The organism is Acinetobacter sp. LT1 (genome assembly GCF_059800965.1).
On sequence record NZ_JBBAXE010000014.1, the window covers coordinates 1 to 16,412 of the forward strand.

The window sequence follows — 16,412 nt, forward strand, 5'->3', positions numbered from 1 at the left end:
TCTATAATTCAAAACGCAGACATGGTTCCAATGGTCAGCGTTCTCCATTAGATTATGAAAAGGCCCATCAAAAGATGGTTAGGTGTGTCTAGAATTTTGGTGGCTATTCAGACAACGGAGTTTGACCATACAAATTTTGAATCATTTTTGAATAAACTGAGAGATTATGAAAAAGGGGAATCCCTAGAAGAAGGGCATGTTCCCAACATTACATATTGGTTAGTAGAAGGTAATGAAATTATTGGCGCGTCTAACTTGCGACTTAAACTCAATGAACAGATTGAATATTGTGGTGGGCATATTGGTTTAGGTATTCGTCCTTCTAAACGTGGACAGAATTTTGGCTCGAAATTGTTAGAGCTTACAATTCAGGAGGCATGGAAGCTAGGCCTAACGGAGTTACATATACATTGTTATAAATCTAATTTAGCTTCTGCAAAAACTATTCAAGCAAACAATGGCCGCCTTCACTCTGAAATTACTCTCAACCAAGTAGTTCAAAGGTATGTTGTGAATAAAACAGTATAAGAATTTTCTTTTAGGTTATTTTTAAATGGCAATAAAAAAAAGCCCCACATCCTGTCGGGCTTTTTCGTATTTGGTTGCTAGATATGACTCCTGTCGTATCTCACGCTCCTGGTGCTTGAACCTATTATTGTTGTTTTATGTTCCGGAACATCCTGTTCCTGTATGAACTCATCATAGGAAAAAAGTAGGAGGTCGCCAATCCGCAAAATCCCTAAAAGCTTGTAGGTTAAAGCGTACATTCAGAAATAATTTAACTTTTCAAAGTGAATATGAATAATAGCCACCTTGTTGCTTTAAGAAAAAATCAAATGCGTATTAGAAAATCTTCAAGACTATTAGTTCTTAATGAAAATCATCAAATTTTGTTATTTCAGTTTACTCATACAAATGATGCTTTGGCTGGACAATCATATTGGGCAACCGTAGGTGGCGGGCTTGAAGAAGGGGAAACTTTCGAGCAAGCAGCTTGCCGAGAGCTTTATGAAGAGTTGGGCGCAGTCAGACAAAATGTAGGCACTCATGTTGCAACACGCAATTTTGAAATGATGTTGCCGAGTGCAGAAGTTGTGATTTCTGAAGAAAGGCTTTTTATTGTTTTTATTAAAAATGAAGAAGTGAATACAGCAAACTGGTCAGAACATGAAAAGCTTGTGATTAGTAAAAGCCGTTGGTGGACGTTTGAAGAGCTAAGCCAAACAGATGAGATTGTTTATCCAAACAACATTCCTAATATTCTTGCAGATAGCCTACCTGAGATTTTTAATCCCTAGAATCTTCCAATATTCAGATATAAAAAAAGCCCGACGTCCTGTCGAGCTTTTTCGTATTTGGTTGCTAGATATGACTCCTGTCGTATCTCACGCTCCTGGTGCTTGAACCTATTATTGTTGTTTTATGTTCCGGAACATCCTGTTCCTGTATGAGTTCATATTAGGAAAAAAGAGGGGTGTCGCCAATCCGCAAAATCCCTAAAAGTTTGTAGGTTAAAACGTACAAGCCATTAATCATTTTGAGGTAAAGGCCAAAGAATATCTTTGTTTTTCTTAAATTCTTTATACCAATATTGGCTTATAAGCTCTTTGTCATCTCTATCAAAATGATAAACAAATATATTCAAAGCTTCATTTAATTCGAGATCATAGCGGAATTTGGCAGTAGCTAAATGTGCCTGTATTTCATATAACTGATTAAATATAGGTAGAGAATCTTCATAAGTTAATAATTGGATTTGTTGAAGAAGTTCTTTTATTTGAAGTTCATGCGCATCCAAGATTCTTGCAAGATCAATAGTTACATCTCTATAGGTGTTAAGTCTTTGCTCAAATTCGTCCCATGTATAGTTCATTCTAATAAATGTTCAAAAATTTAATGTAAGCACAGAATAGCTTGATTGATTATAAAGTTGCTGAGATTTTACTAAGTTTTATAATATCCACTTAAATTTAAAGAAGAAAATGATCATGACTTTAATAGAAAAAGTGGTTCCTGTGGTATTTAGGGAAATAAATAATAACTTGGAGATTTTAGTATTTAGACATCCGTTAGCAGGAATTCAAATCGTTAAAGGCACCGTGGAGCATCAAGAACAGTTAGAACACGCCGCTTTGCGTGAGCTTTATGAAGAATCTGGAATAAAGAGTGCTCAAATTCATTCATACCTAGGTAAACATATTCCTTCAGAGGCAGGGCCTGATTGGCATGTTTTTGTGTGTAGTACACATGAGGCTTTAAAAGATAAATGGTCACATTTTTGTGAAGATGATAATGGATTAACTTTCGATTTTTTCTGGCATCCTTTTTTAAACCCTCCAACAGAAGAATGGCATCCTCTTTTTAAAGAATTATTTGAATTTATTAAATCTAAACACAAGCTCAACTAACCAAACATCTTTAAGCCTCTGCGCCACAACAGGCTTTAATCTTTTGCGCTGATTTAAAGTAATAAACCATTGCAGCACAGAGATAAAGGAGCTAAGCCAAACGCTTATCCCAGACTACTTTTGTCACACCGCTGCATGAAGCTAAAAAGTAGGGGCAAAGTCCCGTGGGAGAACAGGACTTTGCAAACTGAAAAACCATAGCTACCTAGAACGAAACTTAAAGCCATAATAGGTTTATAAATTGTCATATTATTCTCATAGTGATTTATATCCATGAGTAGAATAAAAATATAATAAATTTAAAATAATTTTTAGGTAATAATTAATCCTCCTAAAAATATAGGAAAATAAAATAATTAAATTTTTAAAATAAAATTAATTTATAAATTTAAAAAACTAGGCATTAAAAACCTAAATTTTAAATAAATAAAATAGTTAAATGAGAGAGGGAATAAGTTTGAAAAATGTCATAGTCAACTCCTTAAAATTATGGAGTCCTACCACCAGATTACCGCGAATTAATTTATGGTGGTAGAACGAAAGGGGGTTGACAGACTGGACTCGTAGAACCAGCACGCACGGGGCGTCCCCCTCCCGTCCTACCGCAAAGAAAAGGGGACGCAAGGGTCTAACGACTTATAGATTGTACTATAACCCGCTACGAGTTACGGTCTGTCAAAACCGTCTGGCAATGTAGGCCAGCAACGAGATAATAATTGGTGATTTTAATTACGTCAATTTAATATTTAAAATATTTTTGATTTAATAATAAAACTAAATTTATTTTTAAAATAAAATATTATTATTAACTTTTTATTTATATTTGATGAGAAAAAATAATAAATATAGAAATATTTTGCCAGTTCCAAAAAAGAACTTGATTGTTAAGATCTATTTTTGTTGTTTTTATAGAGATAAGAATGGAACGTGTCGTAATAACAGGTATGGGAATTAATTCCTGTATTGGAAATACATTAGAGAAAGTAACCGACTCCTTAAAAGCAGGTCGCTCAGGCATTCGCTATAACGATGTCTATGCAAAATTAAACTTTCGAAGTCATGTGAGTGCCACTGCCGAAATGGATTTTGAAAATATTGATCCAGAATTAAAAAAACACATGGGCGTTTGTGCCATGTATGCCTATAACTCGGCAGTCGATGCGCTACGACATGCTGAGCTTGATGTGAGTGATATTGCCAACAACTCAAAATATGGCGTGATTGGAGGAACAGGTGGCAGCTCGACAGCTTCAATTATTGACATGCTGCATAGCTTAAAAGAAAAAGGTGCAAGCGAAGTATCGTCTGATTTAGTACCACGCTATCTTACAAATACGGTTAGTTCTAACTTAGCAAATGCTTTCAACCTAAAAGGTATCTCTCAATCAATCGCGAGTGCCTGTGCCACTTCAGCCGATGCAATTGGCTATGCATTTCACCTAATCGCTTCTGGAAAACAAGACTTAATGCTGGCAGGTGGCGGTGAAGAAGACCATTGGTCCCAAACAGCAATATTCGATGCGATGGGCGCATTATGCTCTAAATATAACGATGCACCAGAAACAGCTTCACGCCCATATTCAAAAGATAACGATGGCTTTGTGATCGCTGGCGGCGGTGGCATGGTGGTTTTGGAGTCTTTAAGCCATGCCCAAAAGCGCGGAGCAAAAATTTTGGCAGAAGTGGTTGGGTACGCTGCCAATAGTGACGGTGTCGATATGGTAGCCCCAAGTGGCGAAGGCGCGACCCGTTGCATTAAATTGGCACTCGCAGAAGCCAAGCAAAATGGCTCTGAAACGATTGACTATATCAATACGCATGGCACTTCAACGCCAGCCGGAGACATTCCAGAGCTATTGGCTATAGAAAGAGCTTTTGGTAGCGAAAAAGTACCGCCACTCAGTTCGACCAAGTCGATGACTGGACATAGTTTGGGGGCAGCAGGGGTACATGAAGCCATTTATTCTATTTTAATGCTGCAAAATAGCTTTATCGCGCCAAGTATTAATATTACCGAGCTACGAGAAGAAGCTAAAAGTTTTGATATTGTTCAAACGAGCAGAGAAGTCGAACTAAAAACAGTGATGAGTAATAGCTTTGGTTTTGGTGGGGTAAATACCTGTCTCGTTTTTAGAAAATGGGAAGGGTAATTTAAAATCGAAATGAATGTGACCTTATAAAAACAATAAAATAGGTCATACATACATTTTATAAGTGGTGGGAATTAATTACTTTATGAATAGTGCTCACTCAAAAAAGAACTGTCTTGAATCTCAAGCTTATTAATTTTTTATGTGCAGTTATTTGAAATTACTTGATTTTTTAAATTTATAAAGGCTTAAATAGTTCTTCGCCAAGTTGTACTACGCATTCATTATACCGTGCTCAGCTATATCACTTAAGCATCTACAAATAATTCACACCGCCTTAAAATGATCTAATTTTACGGTTTAAATACCTATTTAATAAGAAATTAACCTAAAACTGCATATTTAGACTAGTTACATTTTGAAAATGAGTATAGATAGACAGATTAGTCTTTTTTTAATTAAAATGCGGCCTAAATATAAGTTTGATTGATAATAAAAATGCAGATGAGTGTGTCGAGTATATTGGAGCGTTTAGGCCTTGTTTCACAAAATCGCGCTGTTCATATCCAATTCTCAAATCAGTCTTTAAATCAGCAAGTTTTCTTGCAACGCATTGAAGGCGAGCATATGCTCAACCAAGGTAGCGTTGCTGAATTACTGTGTCTGTCGACCAACGCCCATATTGCATTAAAACAATTTATTGGCTGTCAGGTTGCTGTCGATCAAGTCACTGACATGGGGCAGTTTTTTAGAACAACAGGAATTATTACCGAAGCGAACCAAGGTCAAAGTGACGGTTCACTCACCATTTATAACTTAACCTTAAAAGACCCAACTGCACTTTGGCATAAACGCCGTAATAGCCGTGTGTTTATGAACAAAAGCGTGCGCGATATTAGCGAAATTTTATTTAAAGAATGGCAAGGGAAAAGCCCGTTATTTGCCTCAAGCTTAACCCTTGATACATCAGGATTAACCAAAGACTATGATGTGCGTCCATTTGTGATGCAGTCAAACGAAAGCGATTATGACTTTTTAACCCGTTTGTGGCGTAGTGAAGGCATTAACTGGTTGGTCGATGAATCACAGCTTTTAGTAGTGGATCCGAATGCTTCCATTCAGCCACAAGTGTTACGTTTAATTGATGATAACCAAAACTATCAGGCACTTGAACGTCGTAGCCTGCGCTACCAACGCAGCAGTGCGACAGAACAGTTCGATACCATTACTCAAGTCAAGGCAGAGCGCCGCTTACAACCGACTTCGGTTCATGTGCAACGCTGGCAAGCCGATGCGCTGCAACAAGAGGAAGGCAGTGGCAGCGTACAAGTTAAGCAGCAGCACAGTGAACACTATGACAATGCCAGCTTAAACCTTGAAGATGCATGGCATGTCAGCCCCGCGTGGATGCAGGACTTAAACGGTGAAGACCAAGCCACAGCTTCAGGCAATAGTCAGATTGAACAGCTGAACCAGCACATTAATGCTTATCATCACCTAAATTCTAAACAGTTTACCGTTTCGGGTAACGTCCGTGATGGACAGGTCGGTTACTGGTTTGAACTTAATGATCACCCAGAACTCGACCAACATGACAGTGCCGATAAAGAATTCTTAATCTTAAGCAAGCACTACTACAACCAGAATAATTTACCGAAAGAATTACAACAGCAACTCGAGCGATTATTACCAAAAGACAAGCTCAAGGCAGCTCAAATCGATAGCCAAAACCCAGAGCAACGCCACTTTGCTGAGCTGAACGTGGTTCGTCGCAATATTAAAGCTGTCCCTGAATATAACCCACTAGAGCACCGACCAGCCGCTTACCCACAGCGCGCTAAAGTGGTGGGATTAGAGGGCGAAAGTATTCATGTTGACCAGTGGGGCCGCATTAAAGTCCGTTTCTTGTTTACACGAACTGACGACCACAGTCATGACGGTGGAGCGGGAAGTAACGACAATGACACCGACTCCGCTTGGGTCGACGTACTCACTCCGTGGGCAGGTGCAGGTTATGGCGCACGCTTCCTGCCTCGCGTGGGTGAGATTGTTGTCATCGACTTCTTTGATGGCAATATTGACCGTCCATTTGTGGTGGGCCGTATTCATGAAGCTGAACGTCACCCAACGCAGTTCGACCAGAAAGGGCAGTTACCTGATACTAAAAAGCTCAGCGGCATTCGCTCAGAAGAAGTCGACGGTAAAGGCTTTAACCAACTCCGTTTTGATGACACCACAGGGCAAATCAGTGCCCAACTGCAAAGTAGCCATGCAGCAAGCCAGCTCAACTTGGGTAACTTAAGCCATCCAAAAGACAAGGCGGAAAGTGATGGTCGTGGGGAGGGTTTTGAGCTACGAACAGACCAGTGGGGTGCAGTCAGAGCAGGCAGTGGTTTACTCGTTAGTACCCATAAACAGGACCAAGCTCAAGGTGTACACCTAGATGCAAATGAGGCCAAACAACAAATCGAAGGCGGTCTGAACAATGCCAAGGCACTCAGTGAAGTCGCCAAAAATCAGCAAACTGATCCGTTAGAAAATTTAGAAAACCTAAAATCTTTTATTGAAAAACTTGAGCAGCAAGACAACGCAAAAGCCAAAACCTTTAAAGAGGCGATTATGTTGTTGGCGAGTCCAAATAGTGTTGCATTGAGCAGTAACGAAGACATTCACTTAAGTGCAGATGGGCAGCTCAACCAAACTGCTGGAGACAGTATTAACCTGTCTACCCAAAAGAATTTAATCGCGCATGCCCAAAATAAAATTAGCCTTTTTGCGGCTCAAGAAGGAGCGAGGCTTTATGCAGGCAAAGGCAAAGTTGAGATACAGGCTCAAGGTGACGGAGCAGATTTAATTGCCCGTAAAGCTGTGCAGGTGATTTCGACAGAAGACAAAATTGAGGCCACAGCAGCCAAAGAAATTGTACTCACCGCAGGCGGCTCTCAAGTCAAAATTACCGGTTCAGGTATTTTTATGACCACAAGTGGCAAGTTTGAAGTGAAGGCTGGGCAGCATTTGTTTATGGGGGGCGGGAGTGTGAATAGTTCATTACCGTATCTACCAGAACAAGGAAAACAAAAATATGGTTTATGGTTTGATGTAATGGATAAACAAGGAAATAAACTAAAACCTGGTACGGAATATATTATTTTTGATGAACATGATAAAGAAATTGAGCGCGGTAAGTTAGATCGAACTGGCTTGGTTAAGTTAGAAACTGAAGAGCCGAATAAGCAATATAAAATACATGTGGAAATTTAAACATGAATGATGCTGCTATAGCTTTAGAAAGCTTTGCAAAACAAACCTGCGGTCGTGCATGTGTCATGCCTCCTATACAGCCTGTTGTATTAGATGTATATAAGCAAAGTTTTACTGCATTTGTTGGTGGTGCTGCTGATAAATATCAATTTCTGGGACGTCCTTTGGATATAGATTTTCCAGATGATATTGGAGCTGGCCCTACGGGCATCATGAAATCATGTATGAGAAAATTTAAAGAAGCATCTAGCTCACAAATAACTAAAGCTAAATTTGAATATTATGGTTATGAAGAGGCTTATAGTACTGATAGTGTGGTTAAGCGATATAGAGGAAAACTTTTATTAAATTTACTTACAGATATCAAAAATATTTTAAAAGAAGAACCAAATACACAGATCAATTTAGTGGGCCATAGTTTAGGAGGATGGAATGTTGCAGGATTATCAGAAGAATTATCTAAAGCGAAAATCTGCACAGTTCATACTCTGATAACAATAGATCCTGTAGGGATTCTACTTAGCAAAAGTGGCGTTGGAAATGACCGTGCTCGTATTTATTATTTAGAGCCAGATCCAGTCGCGAAAAAATGGATTAATATCTTTTCTCAGCCTTTAAGGAATTATAGAGATGATTATATCGCAATTTTAGGTGGAAGATGGAATGACGATGATACGGCAAAAGCTAATTTTAATAGTGTTTCTACCTATCATCATGGACAAGCTTCTGAAATGTTTTTTGAAAAAAAATTTTTAGAAAATAAAATATCAGCTTCAGATCTTTTAATTTCTGAGTTAAAAAAGGTCATAAAATGATAAAAAAAGTATTCTTATTGAGTTCATTGGCTTTAATAGGTTGTAGTGAGAGTTTTTCAAACTTTACGGTAGATAATATAGCTAAAAGTAATGAAAAGTTAAATTTTTCTATTAATTTTAAGAACAATGAGGTTCTAGATAAAGTAAAAGAATCTTCATCAAAAAAAATTGTTTGCAAAAATACTGCTAATAACAATCAAATGTTGGATGCTTATATAAATAAAATTGAAAATAACAAAATTGATGTATCTGTAGAATTCTGCTCAAATAGTGATAATAGAAGCTGTGAACCTATAGATATCAGTTCAGTTAAAAAAATCAATTTAGAATGCCAAGCAATTTTCTCTGCAATGATTGGTAATGTAACTAAATCAGAAAAATTTCCAATTATATGGGAAGAAAAATAATTTGTTTAAAAATCTGAAACTTGACTTGATAACTTTAGGTATTCCCTTGTTACTTATGGCAGGGTGTGGTCACGAATATACAATTGAGCCTGAAAGACTTCCAGTAGCCTATGTAGGTAAGGCATATAATCAGCAATTAAACATATCAGGTGGTAGAGTGATACCATATTCTTTTGAAGTTGAAACTAATTTCCCTAGTGATATGAATATCTCTATTAGCCCAATAGATGAACATGAAGCGGATGCTTATAATAATTTAAAAATTTCTGGAGTTCCAAAGTATAAGGGAACTTTTACAATTCATATATATGCGGGTTTTTATGCTAGTGGGGATGGGAAGTTAGATAAGACCTATGAATTTATTGTAAATGAATAAGATATTTAACCATATGATTTTATTTGGTTTAAATAAGAGATAAGTATGAAAAAGAATTTATTAATTACCATACTAATTTTACTTTTCATCATACAGTCCTTAATAAACTATTACTTCTGGAAAAGTACAAAAGTACCAGAAATTCATGTTTTAGAAAAACCTTTAAAGATATATTCGTTTGAAGGTAAATATTCGAAAAATAGCACTTTGCCAGAATATTATATTTTGCCAGAAGGTACTGTTTTATATGATGATAGTGACTCTTTGAACAGAAGAGTTATGGTTTATTTCAATTTACAAGGTGTAGATTTTAAATTCGAAGAACAAGACCCAGATATCTTAAAACAACCTAGTGAAGTCAGTGGTATAAGGTCGAAGGACTTGTCTGATTTACTAAAAGAAATTCCTCTGACTAAAAAAGATATTTATTTAATTATTAAACATGATGAACGTATAAAAGACTCTGTGCGTTCAATTTTATTCAAAGAATACACAATTGATCCTTCAGAGTATGAAAAATAATTAAATATTTCTGGGGCATAGAAACATAAAATTAAAAAAGTTCAGAGAAGCGTAATTAATTACGCTTCTCCTCTCATAAGAAAATTATTTAAGCAGCTTGAATGGCTTCACCACAAAGAGAAACAGTTTCTTGTTTATGCTGGTGTAAATACCAGAACTGCTCTGCAACCGTTTCTGGATGCACCGTGTAAGTCTTATCTTGTGCTCCAGATGTCCCATCAACAAAACCATTCACAATCACTTGGCTCACGTAAACATTTGAGTCCGCTAGACTATGAGCAAGCAAGTTGGTGGCTTTGTATTGAGCGGCAGCGGTAGTTGCTAAGGATGAGTACTCTTTAGCCACCAAGTCGATACCCACTGCATCGAAAGCAAAAATTCCGTTTGTCGATAAAATGCTACCGTGATTCTTCTCTAAATCGCCTAAGCAAGCTTGTACCGTCGCAATATAGCTCGAAACACGAATATGAAAGCTTTTGGTGAGCTCTAGTGGAGGGGTTTTTAAGATATTGCCTTCAATATCATGGAAAGCATTCCAATGGATATTTTTAATCTCTCCTAATCGGTCTTTAATACGATTAATAAGATTTGGTATATCTTCAAGAACCGCTAAATCACATGTAAAAGCGTAAGCTTCAATACCTTGTGTTTTAAGTTCTAAAATGGCCTTTTCAAGTTTTTCAGCATTACGTGCCACTAAACCGATTTTATAGCCTTCTTTACCAAACTTATGTGCTACGGCTTTGGAAATACCTGTTCCATAACCAAAAATTATAATATTGTTGTTCATTATAAAGTTCCAAAAAACCAATCATTTGGTTAGAAATAGTTTATAATATGTTTTTATAATGTATTCAAGCGCAAAAGTTATCTCTAAGAATAGTACCCAAAGAATAAAAATGCTTAAAAGCGGGGTTAGGGAGTTAGTTTTACATGAGTTATTCGGCTAAACATGCGCTGTTGAACGAACTTCCAATTTGGCTTACAAATTTTTTGCTTGGTAAAATAAACCGAAAAACACAAATAAAGTGGAATTTAAATTTAACTAATTATCTTTAAATGGGAATAAATTCTTTTAAATTGGCTTAATGTTGTAAAAATTCCCAAAAATAGTAAAAATTAGCTTTTCTTAGAAAAACAATCCCGCAGGGTGCTGGCTAAACTATATCTCAAGGGTGTGATAGGGATCGAAAAGAGTAGCATGCACCAAAACGTATAACGTTAGTGTGTACTCACCTAAAAGGTCTCGATTCGGCTTAGGACGCTATAGATCAAAAGTTTATAGGCACAAGGTTATAACTTACAAAGTTATGATTGTTGAAGTAAACCATAGATGTTTTCCCTTGACACCCTAAAAAATTCTCTATAATAAAAACGATACTTTACAAGAATATAATTTATGAATAAGCCTTATTTTTCTGCTTTACCTACCGACAGTCAAATCTCATCTCAACTGAATAATGCTTACTTCCACGATTCGTGGAGTATTGTGCTTGGGCAGCCCGACCTAAATGTATTTCAGCAGCTTATTAAGCTATTCCAGCACACTCCGCAGTGGGTAGAGTGGAGCATGAATATGCGTAATAAAATTACTTCAAAGATTGGGCTTAAAGACTTAGGAAGTTTCAAACAGATTGATTCAAATAAAAAAGAAAATGAGTATGTCGCAGGCGACCGGATTGGAATTTTTACTTTTTTGCAGCGTACCGAAAATGAGTTAGTGATTGGAGATGATGACAAGCACTTAAATGTGACTTTATCTATTTATAAAAATGAAGATACCCAAGTGCTTACCGTAACTACAATAGTGCATATTAAAAATTGGCTTGGGCGATTGTATATGCTACCTGTAATTCCTGCCCATCGAAAAATCGTACCAGCGACTTTACAGATTTTAGGTTAGATTACTATTTTTATTTACGATGTGATCAGCCAAAATTGTTTATATAATAATCTTATTATCATAATAAAGAGCTGAATAATATGGAGAATAAAAATCAGTGTCGGCAGTGCGCCGTTTGTGGGAAAAATTTTCCTTTAAAAGATCTAGTGTCTGGTGAAGTCATTCGTAATGTCATTAGTGATGAAATTTTAAAAGACTATCCAGATTGGAATTACTCAAGTTTTATTTGTCGAGCCGATCTGGCAGATTATCGAATTAAGTACGTTCAATCAATTTTACGTTCCGAAAAGGGTGAACTCTCTAATTTAGAAAATGAAGTGATTGGCAGTATGCAACGCCATGAGCTAATTAGCCGAAATACCGAATCCGACTTTGATCAGAATTGGACATTTGGCGAAAAGTTAGCAGATAAGATCGCGACATTTGGTGGCAGCTGGGCTTTTCTCATTTGCTTTGCTCTATTTTTGACAGGTTGGATTATTCTAAACACGGTCGTAATGGTAGTCCGTCCCGTCGACCCTTATCCCTTTATTTTGCTGAATTTAGTGTTGTCATGTTTAGCTGCAATTCAGGCGCCTATTATTATGATGAGTCAAAACCGCCAAGAGGCCAAAGACCGTTTGCGCTCTCAACATGACTATCAAATTAATTTAAAAGCCGAGCTTGAGATTCGTCATTTACATGAAAAAATGGACCATCTTTTGTCGCATCAATGGGAAAGACTTGCGCATATTCAAGAAATTCAGCTCGATCTTTTGGCTGAAATGAATAAAAAACGATAAAGATTTTCTGAGTTTCACGTGGAACATGAGTATAGCGTTATAGATTATTTTGCGGTAGAACCGAAATTTCTTTATGATTTGCCGCCATGCTCCATTGCTGCTTCTACAACCATGCCTTTAAACGACAACTTTGTTTACGCTCCACCACAAGATCCACTTTCAATTCTATTTGAAGATGATGATTTAATTGTGGTTGATAAACCTGCGGGCCTGTTGTCGGTAATGGGACGGTTACCTGAGCATCATGACAGTGCTTATTTAAGGGTGCTAGAAAAGTTCCCTTTAGCGAAGGTCACACATCGTTTAGATATGGCGACATCAGGCTTACTCATGTTTGCCAAGCATCGCGATGCAGAAGTTGCTGTAAGTAAAATGTTTCAGGCCAGAACAGTTAAAAAGCATTATATTGCGTTGGTGCAAGGCCAAGTCGCACAAGAGGGCAGCGTTGAAGTTCCTCTCATTACTGACTGGGAAAATCGCCCAAGACAAATTGTACATTTTGAATTAGGCAAACATGCTAAAACCTTGTTTCAACCGTTGGTTTATGATGAAAAAACAGATCAAAGTCGAGTGTTACTTGAACCTGTAACAGGGCGTTCACATCAGTTACGTGTCCACATGATGCATATAGGACATCCGATTATGGGGGACAAGTTATATCATCCTGAACCTAAACGTTTTCACTTAAATCGCATGGCCTTACATGCTGCATATTTGGCTTTCCAACATCCATTGAAAGGAACAGATGTGGTCATTCAATCCCAAGCGCCTTTTTAAAATTTATATAATTAAAAGAATTAATTTGATGCAATTGGGAACTGAATATATACCCAAACTGCAATAAAAGTCGGGTATTCTTGATGTCGAATAATATTAATACTGCGACAACAACAAGGATCATTTTATGACTCGTGACTACGAACAATTTCCAGATGACGATAACGGCAACGTACTTTGGCAAATGGCTGAAGATGGGGATGATTTAACCGAGCTGCATGAAATTGAATTTTCAATTGCTTTTCAAGATCAGAAAAATGCTGAGCAATGTGCACTCTATTTGCTTTACCAAGAACAAAAAGTTTCACTTTTTCAAGATGACTCTGTTGAGCCAAATGAGTGGGTGATTACCATCTTCGTTAACATGGAACCTGAGTATTCAGATATTGTTGATTTAGAGCAATGGTTTGCCAGCATCGCTGAGAAATTTCAGGGCGAATATGATGGATGGGGCTGTATGGCCTATGTGTTCGAGGAAGACGAAGAAGATGACCTGTTGCAGTAAGGTCTAAAATAAAGAGTAGGAGATAATCATGAACTTATCTCAAAAACAAGTTGCAGTACGGTTTTTAGAGCTTGCCGCAGCTGGTGAAGTTGATGAAGCTTACAGCAATTACACTGCGCCGAACTTCAAGCATCACAACCCTTATTTTGCAGGTGATGCGACTTCTTTGAAGGAAGGGATGCGTGAAAGTGCAATTGAAACTCCCAACAAAGTCTTTGATGTTCAACATGTCATTGAAGAAGGTGATTTGGTTGCTGTGCATTCAAAACTTGAAATGCAAATGAACGGCTTAACCACCTTGGCTGTGGTTCATATTTGTCGTTTTGAAAAGGGCAAAATTGCTGAGTTTTGGGATATTGGGCAAGTACAGCCCGTCCCGCTCGTCAATGAAAATGGTATGTTCTAATAAAAAAGCCCGAAATAATTCGGGCTTTTTATTTATGTATCAATTAAAACTTCCATTGTGCTGAGATTGAGGCGTTCAGTGGCTCACCTGGTTGAACCCATAAATCGCTATAGCTTGAGACATAGTAGGTTTTATCAAACAGATTATTTACATTGAGCTGATAACGTAAACGATCAGATGGGGCATAGTAGCCATTTAAATTGACCAGCGTATAACTCGGTAAATTAAAGCCATTATCTAGATTATGCCCGCTACGCTCATCCACATAGGTGAGGTTGGCACCTACACCTGCTTTTCTTGCACCTTCTTGTAGAAACTCATAGTTAGTGCTTATAGCACCTTGGTGTTTAGGAACATTGCTCAGCCGCGCGCCTTTTGCCAAGTCTTGGTCTTTTTCAATTTGAGCATTGGTATAACTATAGTTGACATTGACGAACCAGCGATCAGTGATCTGGCTATTTAAGTCAAACTCAACTCCTTTACTACTCACTTCACCTGCTGCGGTTTGAAAATTACTGTCGATTGGATCGGTTGTCAGTACATTCTGTTTTTTCATTTTAAACAAAGCGAGACTAAGCACACTTTGATCATTTATTTTATATTTGGTGCCGACCTCATAACTTTCGCCTTTTTCAGGGGCAAAAGTCTGACCATTTCGATTCATACCACTATTCATGGCAAATGAGCGACCATAGTTGCTATAAAACGCCCATTGGTCAGAGGCTTTAAAATTTACTCCGAAACGTGGACTATTCTGGTGAAGCGTTTGGTTGCTTTCAGTCTGAGTCAGGTGATTTTCAAAGTCTTGTTCGACCTGATCAAAACGGTTGCCAAATAGCACACTCCACTGATCATTAAAAAAGATCTGGTCTTGAATATTGAGTGCAAAATAGCGTTGGCGCTCTTTAGTGTTGGTAAATGGAGCTAAGTTCGGTAAATATTTACCATATTCAGGTTGGTAAATATCAATAGTATTCACTGTAGTGGGAGAGTTTGAATCATGGTTTCGACGCAGTTGATATTGTTTATAGTCGAGTTGACCAAGCTCGGTTGAAAGTAAAATTTCATGGCGAGCCCACGAGGTATCAACCTTGCCAAGTAACTCTGTCTGAGCCAGCACATCTTGGCTTGTATAATCACGATAGCGACGTTGACGCTCTAAAGTACGGCCATCGGCTTGCATACGACGAGGTTCGGTTGCAAAGCCGACCATTTTGGCATCTTTATAACTGACAGCACTATTTAGCTTCCAGTCAGGGTTAAATTCGTGACTCAGACGTAATTGGTAAAAGTAATCTTTTATTTTCAAATCGCCGTCGTCAGGTTCACCTGTAAAGGTTTTCGGGTCCATCACAAACTGGTGATTGACGGTGCTGACACCACGGTCAAAGGTTCCTTTATGCTCTGTAAATTCACTATCAAAGTCGAGTTGTGTTTGGTCTGAAATTTTCCATGTGAGCTGCGGTGAAAAGAACCAGCGTTCACTACTGACATGATCACGAAAGCTTTGATTATCTTCATGAGCCACTGCTACACGATAGGCCAGTTCATCGTTAATAGGGGCAGTGTGTTCCAGACTTATTCTGTATTGTTCTTGGGTATTGGCACGTAGGTTAACTTCACTTTCGCTTTCCCACTGTGGTTTTTTACTGTTGAGGTTAAGTAAGCCTCCTGTTTCGCCGCGGCCATATAGCGCCGCCATTGGACCTTTTAAAAACTCTAAAGATTCAATATTTACTACATCTTTTGGAGCACTAATCCCTCGGTTGACACTCAAGCCGTTGCGGATCATTGAGGCACCTAAATTGGGATCGGTACTAAAGCCGCGGAAAGAGTAATTATCCCAAAAACCACCACCGAAACTATTTTGATGAAAAACACCGCTCACTAAGCTTAATGCGTCATCAATTCGTTGAACGTCTTGTTGTTCCATTATTTGTTTAGAAAGATAAGCACGGTTAAAAGGGACATCTAAAACATCGTGAGTAAATTTAGTTGCCGAGCTATTTTGGCTCACATCTTCTCGGGTGCTTTCGGCCTGAATGCGTATGGTCTCAAGTACCGTTGATGTTTCCTCTCCCCAAGTGAGGGTCGATATAAATGATAGACCTAACGAAGACAACAATCCTAATTTGTGTCGCATAAATAATCAGCCATAAA

At 37.9% G+C, this 16,412-nt stretch carries 16 protein-coding genes and 1 pseudogene; 14 read left to right on the plus strand and 3 right to left on the minus strand.

What is annotated here, in order from left to right:
* Positions 1 to 111 precede the first annotated feature (111 nt).
* Both WBW42_RS13770 and WBW42_RS13775 read left to right on the plus strand, forming a co-directional pair.
* A pseudogene (locus WBW42_RS13770) lies at positions 112 to 528 on the plus strand (GNAT family N-acetyltransferase); the annotation flags it as partial.
* A 269-nt stretch (positions 529 to 797) separates the two neighbouring features.
* Positions 798 to 1,298 (plus strand): NUDIX hydrolase, encoded by a 501-nt coding sequence (locus WBW42_RS13775; protein WP_032070579.1) that lies wholly within the window; start codon positions 798 to 800, stop codon positions 1,296 to 1,298.
* Positions 1,299 to 1,528: 230 nt separating this feature from the next.
* Here the strand turns inward: WBW42_RS13775 and WBW42_RS13780 are convergent, their stop codons facing one another.
* Positions 1,529 to 1,873 carry a CdiI-like immunity protein gene (locus tag WBW42_RS13780; RefSeq protein WP_032070580.1) on the minus strand — a complete coding sequence of 115 codons (345 nt, stop codon included), beginning with the start codon at positions 1,871 to 1,873 and terminating at the stop codon, positions 1,529 to 1,531.
* A gap of 115 nt (positions 1,874 to 1,988) precedes the next feature.
* On the opposite strand from WBW42_RS13780, the gene WBW42_RS13785 reads away from it, so the two are divergent.
* The 7 genes from WBW42_RS13785 (at position 1,989) to WBW42_RS13815 (ending at position 9,879) form a co-directional block, all read left to right on the plus strand.
* Entirely contained in the window at positions 1,989 to 2,408 is a 420-nt protein-coding gene (locus tag WBW42_RS13785; RefSeq protein ID WP_032070581.1) for an NUDIX hydrolase, read from the plus strand.
* A gap of 920 nt (positions 2,409 to 3,328) precedes the next feature.
* Positions 3,329 to 4,558 carry a beta-ketoacyl synthase N-terminal-like domain-containing protein gene (locus WBW42_RS13790; protein ID WP_032070582.1) on the plus strand — a complete coding sequence of 410 codons (1,230 nt, stop codon included), beginning with the start codon at positions 3,329 to 3,331 and terminating at the stop codon, positions 4,556 to 4,558.
* A 438-nt stretch (positions 4,559 to 4,996) separates the two neighbouring features.
* On the plus strand, positions 4,997 to 7,759 hold the full coding sequence (locus WBW42_RS13795) for a type VI secretion system Vgr family protein (protein WP_032070583.1): 2,763 nt from the start codon (positions 4,997 to 4,999) through the stop codon (positions 7,757 to 7,759).
* Positions 7,760 to 7,761: 2 nt separating this feature from the next.
* Positions 7,762 to 8,574, plus strand: coding sequence for an alpha/beta hydrolase family protein (locus tag WBW42_RS13800; protein WP_045126743.1), 813 nt, complete (start codon positions 7,762 to 7,764; stop codon positions 8,572 to 8,574).
* Positions 8,571 to 8,981 (plus strand): hypothetical protein, encoded by a 411-nt coding sequence (locus WBW42_RS13805; RefSeq protein ID WP_032070585.1) that lies wholly within the window; start codon positions 8,571 to 8,573, stop codon positions 8,979 to 8,981. The genes WBW42_RS13800 and WBW42_RS13805 overlap by 4 nt, the downstream gene beginning before the upstream one ends.
* Position 8,982: 1 nt before the next feature.
* Positions 8,983 to 9,357 carry a hypothetical protein gene (locus tag WBW42_RS13810; protein WP_126117785.1) on the plus strand — a complete coding sequence of 125 codons (375 nt, stop codon included), beginning with the start codon at positions 8,983 to 8,985 and terminating at the stop codon, positions 9,355 to 9,357.
* Positions 9,358 to 9,402: 45 nt separating this feature from the next.
* The gene (locus WBW42_RS13815; protein WP_032070587.1) at positions 9,403 to 9,879 is read left to right on the plus strand and encodes a hypothetical protein; all 477 of its coding nucleotides are present in this window, start codon (positions 9,403 to 9,405) and stop codon (positions 9,877 to 9,879) included.
* Positions 9,880 to 9,967: 88 nt separating this feature from the next.
* Here WBW42_RS13815 and WBW42_RS13820 read toward each other — a convergent pair whose 3' ends face one another.
* Positions 9,968 to 10,669 carry an SDR family NAD(P)-dependent oxidoreductase gene (locus WBW42_RS13820; RefSeq protein ID WP_126117784.1) on the minus strand — a complete coding sequence of 234 codons (702 nt, stop codon included), beginning with the start codon at positions 10,667 to 10,669 and terminating at the stop codon, positions 9,968 to 9,970.
* A 609-nt stretch (positions 10,670 to 11,278) separates the two neighbouring features.
* On the opposite strand from WBW42_RS13820, the gene WBW42_RS13825 reads away from it, so the two are divergent.
* The 5 genes from WBW42_RS13825 (at position 11,279) to WBW42_RS13845 (ending at position 14,252) form a co-directional block, all read left to right on the plus strand.
* Entirely contained in the window at positions 11,279 to 11,782 is a 504-nt protein-coding gene (locus WBW42_RS13825; protein ID WP_014208083.1) for a DUF2867 domain-containing protein, read from the plus strand.
* Positions 11,783 to 11,862: 80 nt separating this feature from the next.
* Positions 11,863 to 12,564 carry a DUF1003 domain-containing protein gene (locus WBW42_RS13830; protein WP_017399751.1) on the plus strand — a complete coding sequence of 234 codons (702 nt, stop codon included), beginning with the start codon at positions 11,863 to 11,865 and terminating at the stop codon, positions 12,562 to 12,564.
* A 111-nt stretch (positions 12,565 to 12,675) separates the two neighbouring features.
* The gene (locus tag WBW42_RS13835) at positions 12,676 to 13,341 is read left to right on the plus strand and encodes an RluA family pseudouridine synthase (RefSeq protein WP_032070589.1); all 666 of its coding nucleotides are present in this window, start codon (positions 12,676 to 12,678) and stop codon (positions 13,339 to 13,341) included.
* A gap of 127 nt (positions 13,342 to 13,468) precedes the next feature.
* Positions 13,469 to 13,846 carry a ribonuclease E inhibitor RraB gene (locus WBW42_RS13840; RefSeq protein ID WP_017399750.1) on the plus strand — a complete coding sequence of 126 codons (378 nt, stop codon included), beginning with the start codon at positions 13,469 to 13,471 and terminating at the stop codon, positions 13,844 to 13,846.
* A gap of 28 nt (positions 13,847 to 13,874) precedes the next feature.
* Positions 13,875 to 14,252: a nuclear transport factor 2 family protein gene (locus WBW42_RS13845; RefSeq protein ID WP_032070590.1), complete on the plus strand. Its 378-nt coding sequence runs from the start codon at positions 13,875 to 13,877 to the stop codon at positions 14,250 to 14,252.
* 43 nt (positions 14,253 to 14,295) lie between these two features.
* Here the strand turns inward: WBW42_RS13845 and WBW42_RS13850 are convergent, their stop codons facing one another.
* On the minus strand, positions 14,296 to 16,395 hold the full coding sequence (locus WBW42_RS13850; RefSeq protein ID WP_199953044.1) for a TonB-dependent receptor: 2,100 nt from the start codon (positions 16,393 to 16,395) through the stop codon (positions 14,296 to 14,298).
* Positions 16,396 to 16,412 lie beyond the last annotated feature (17 nt).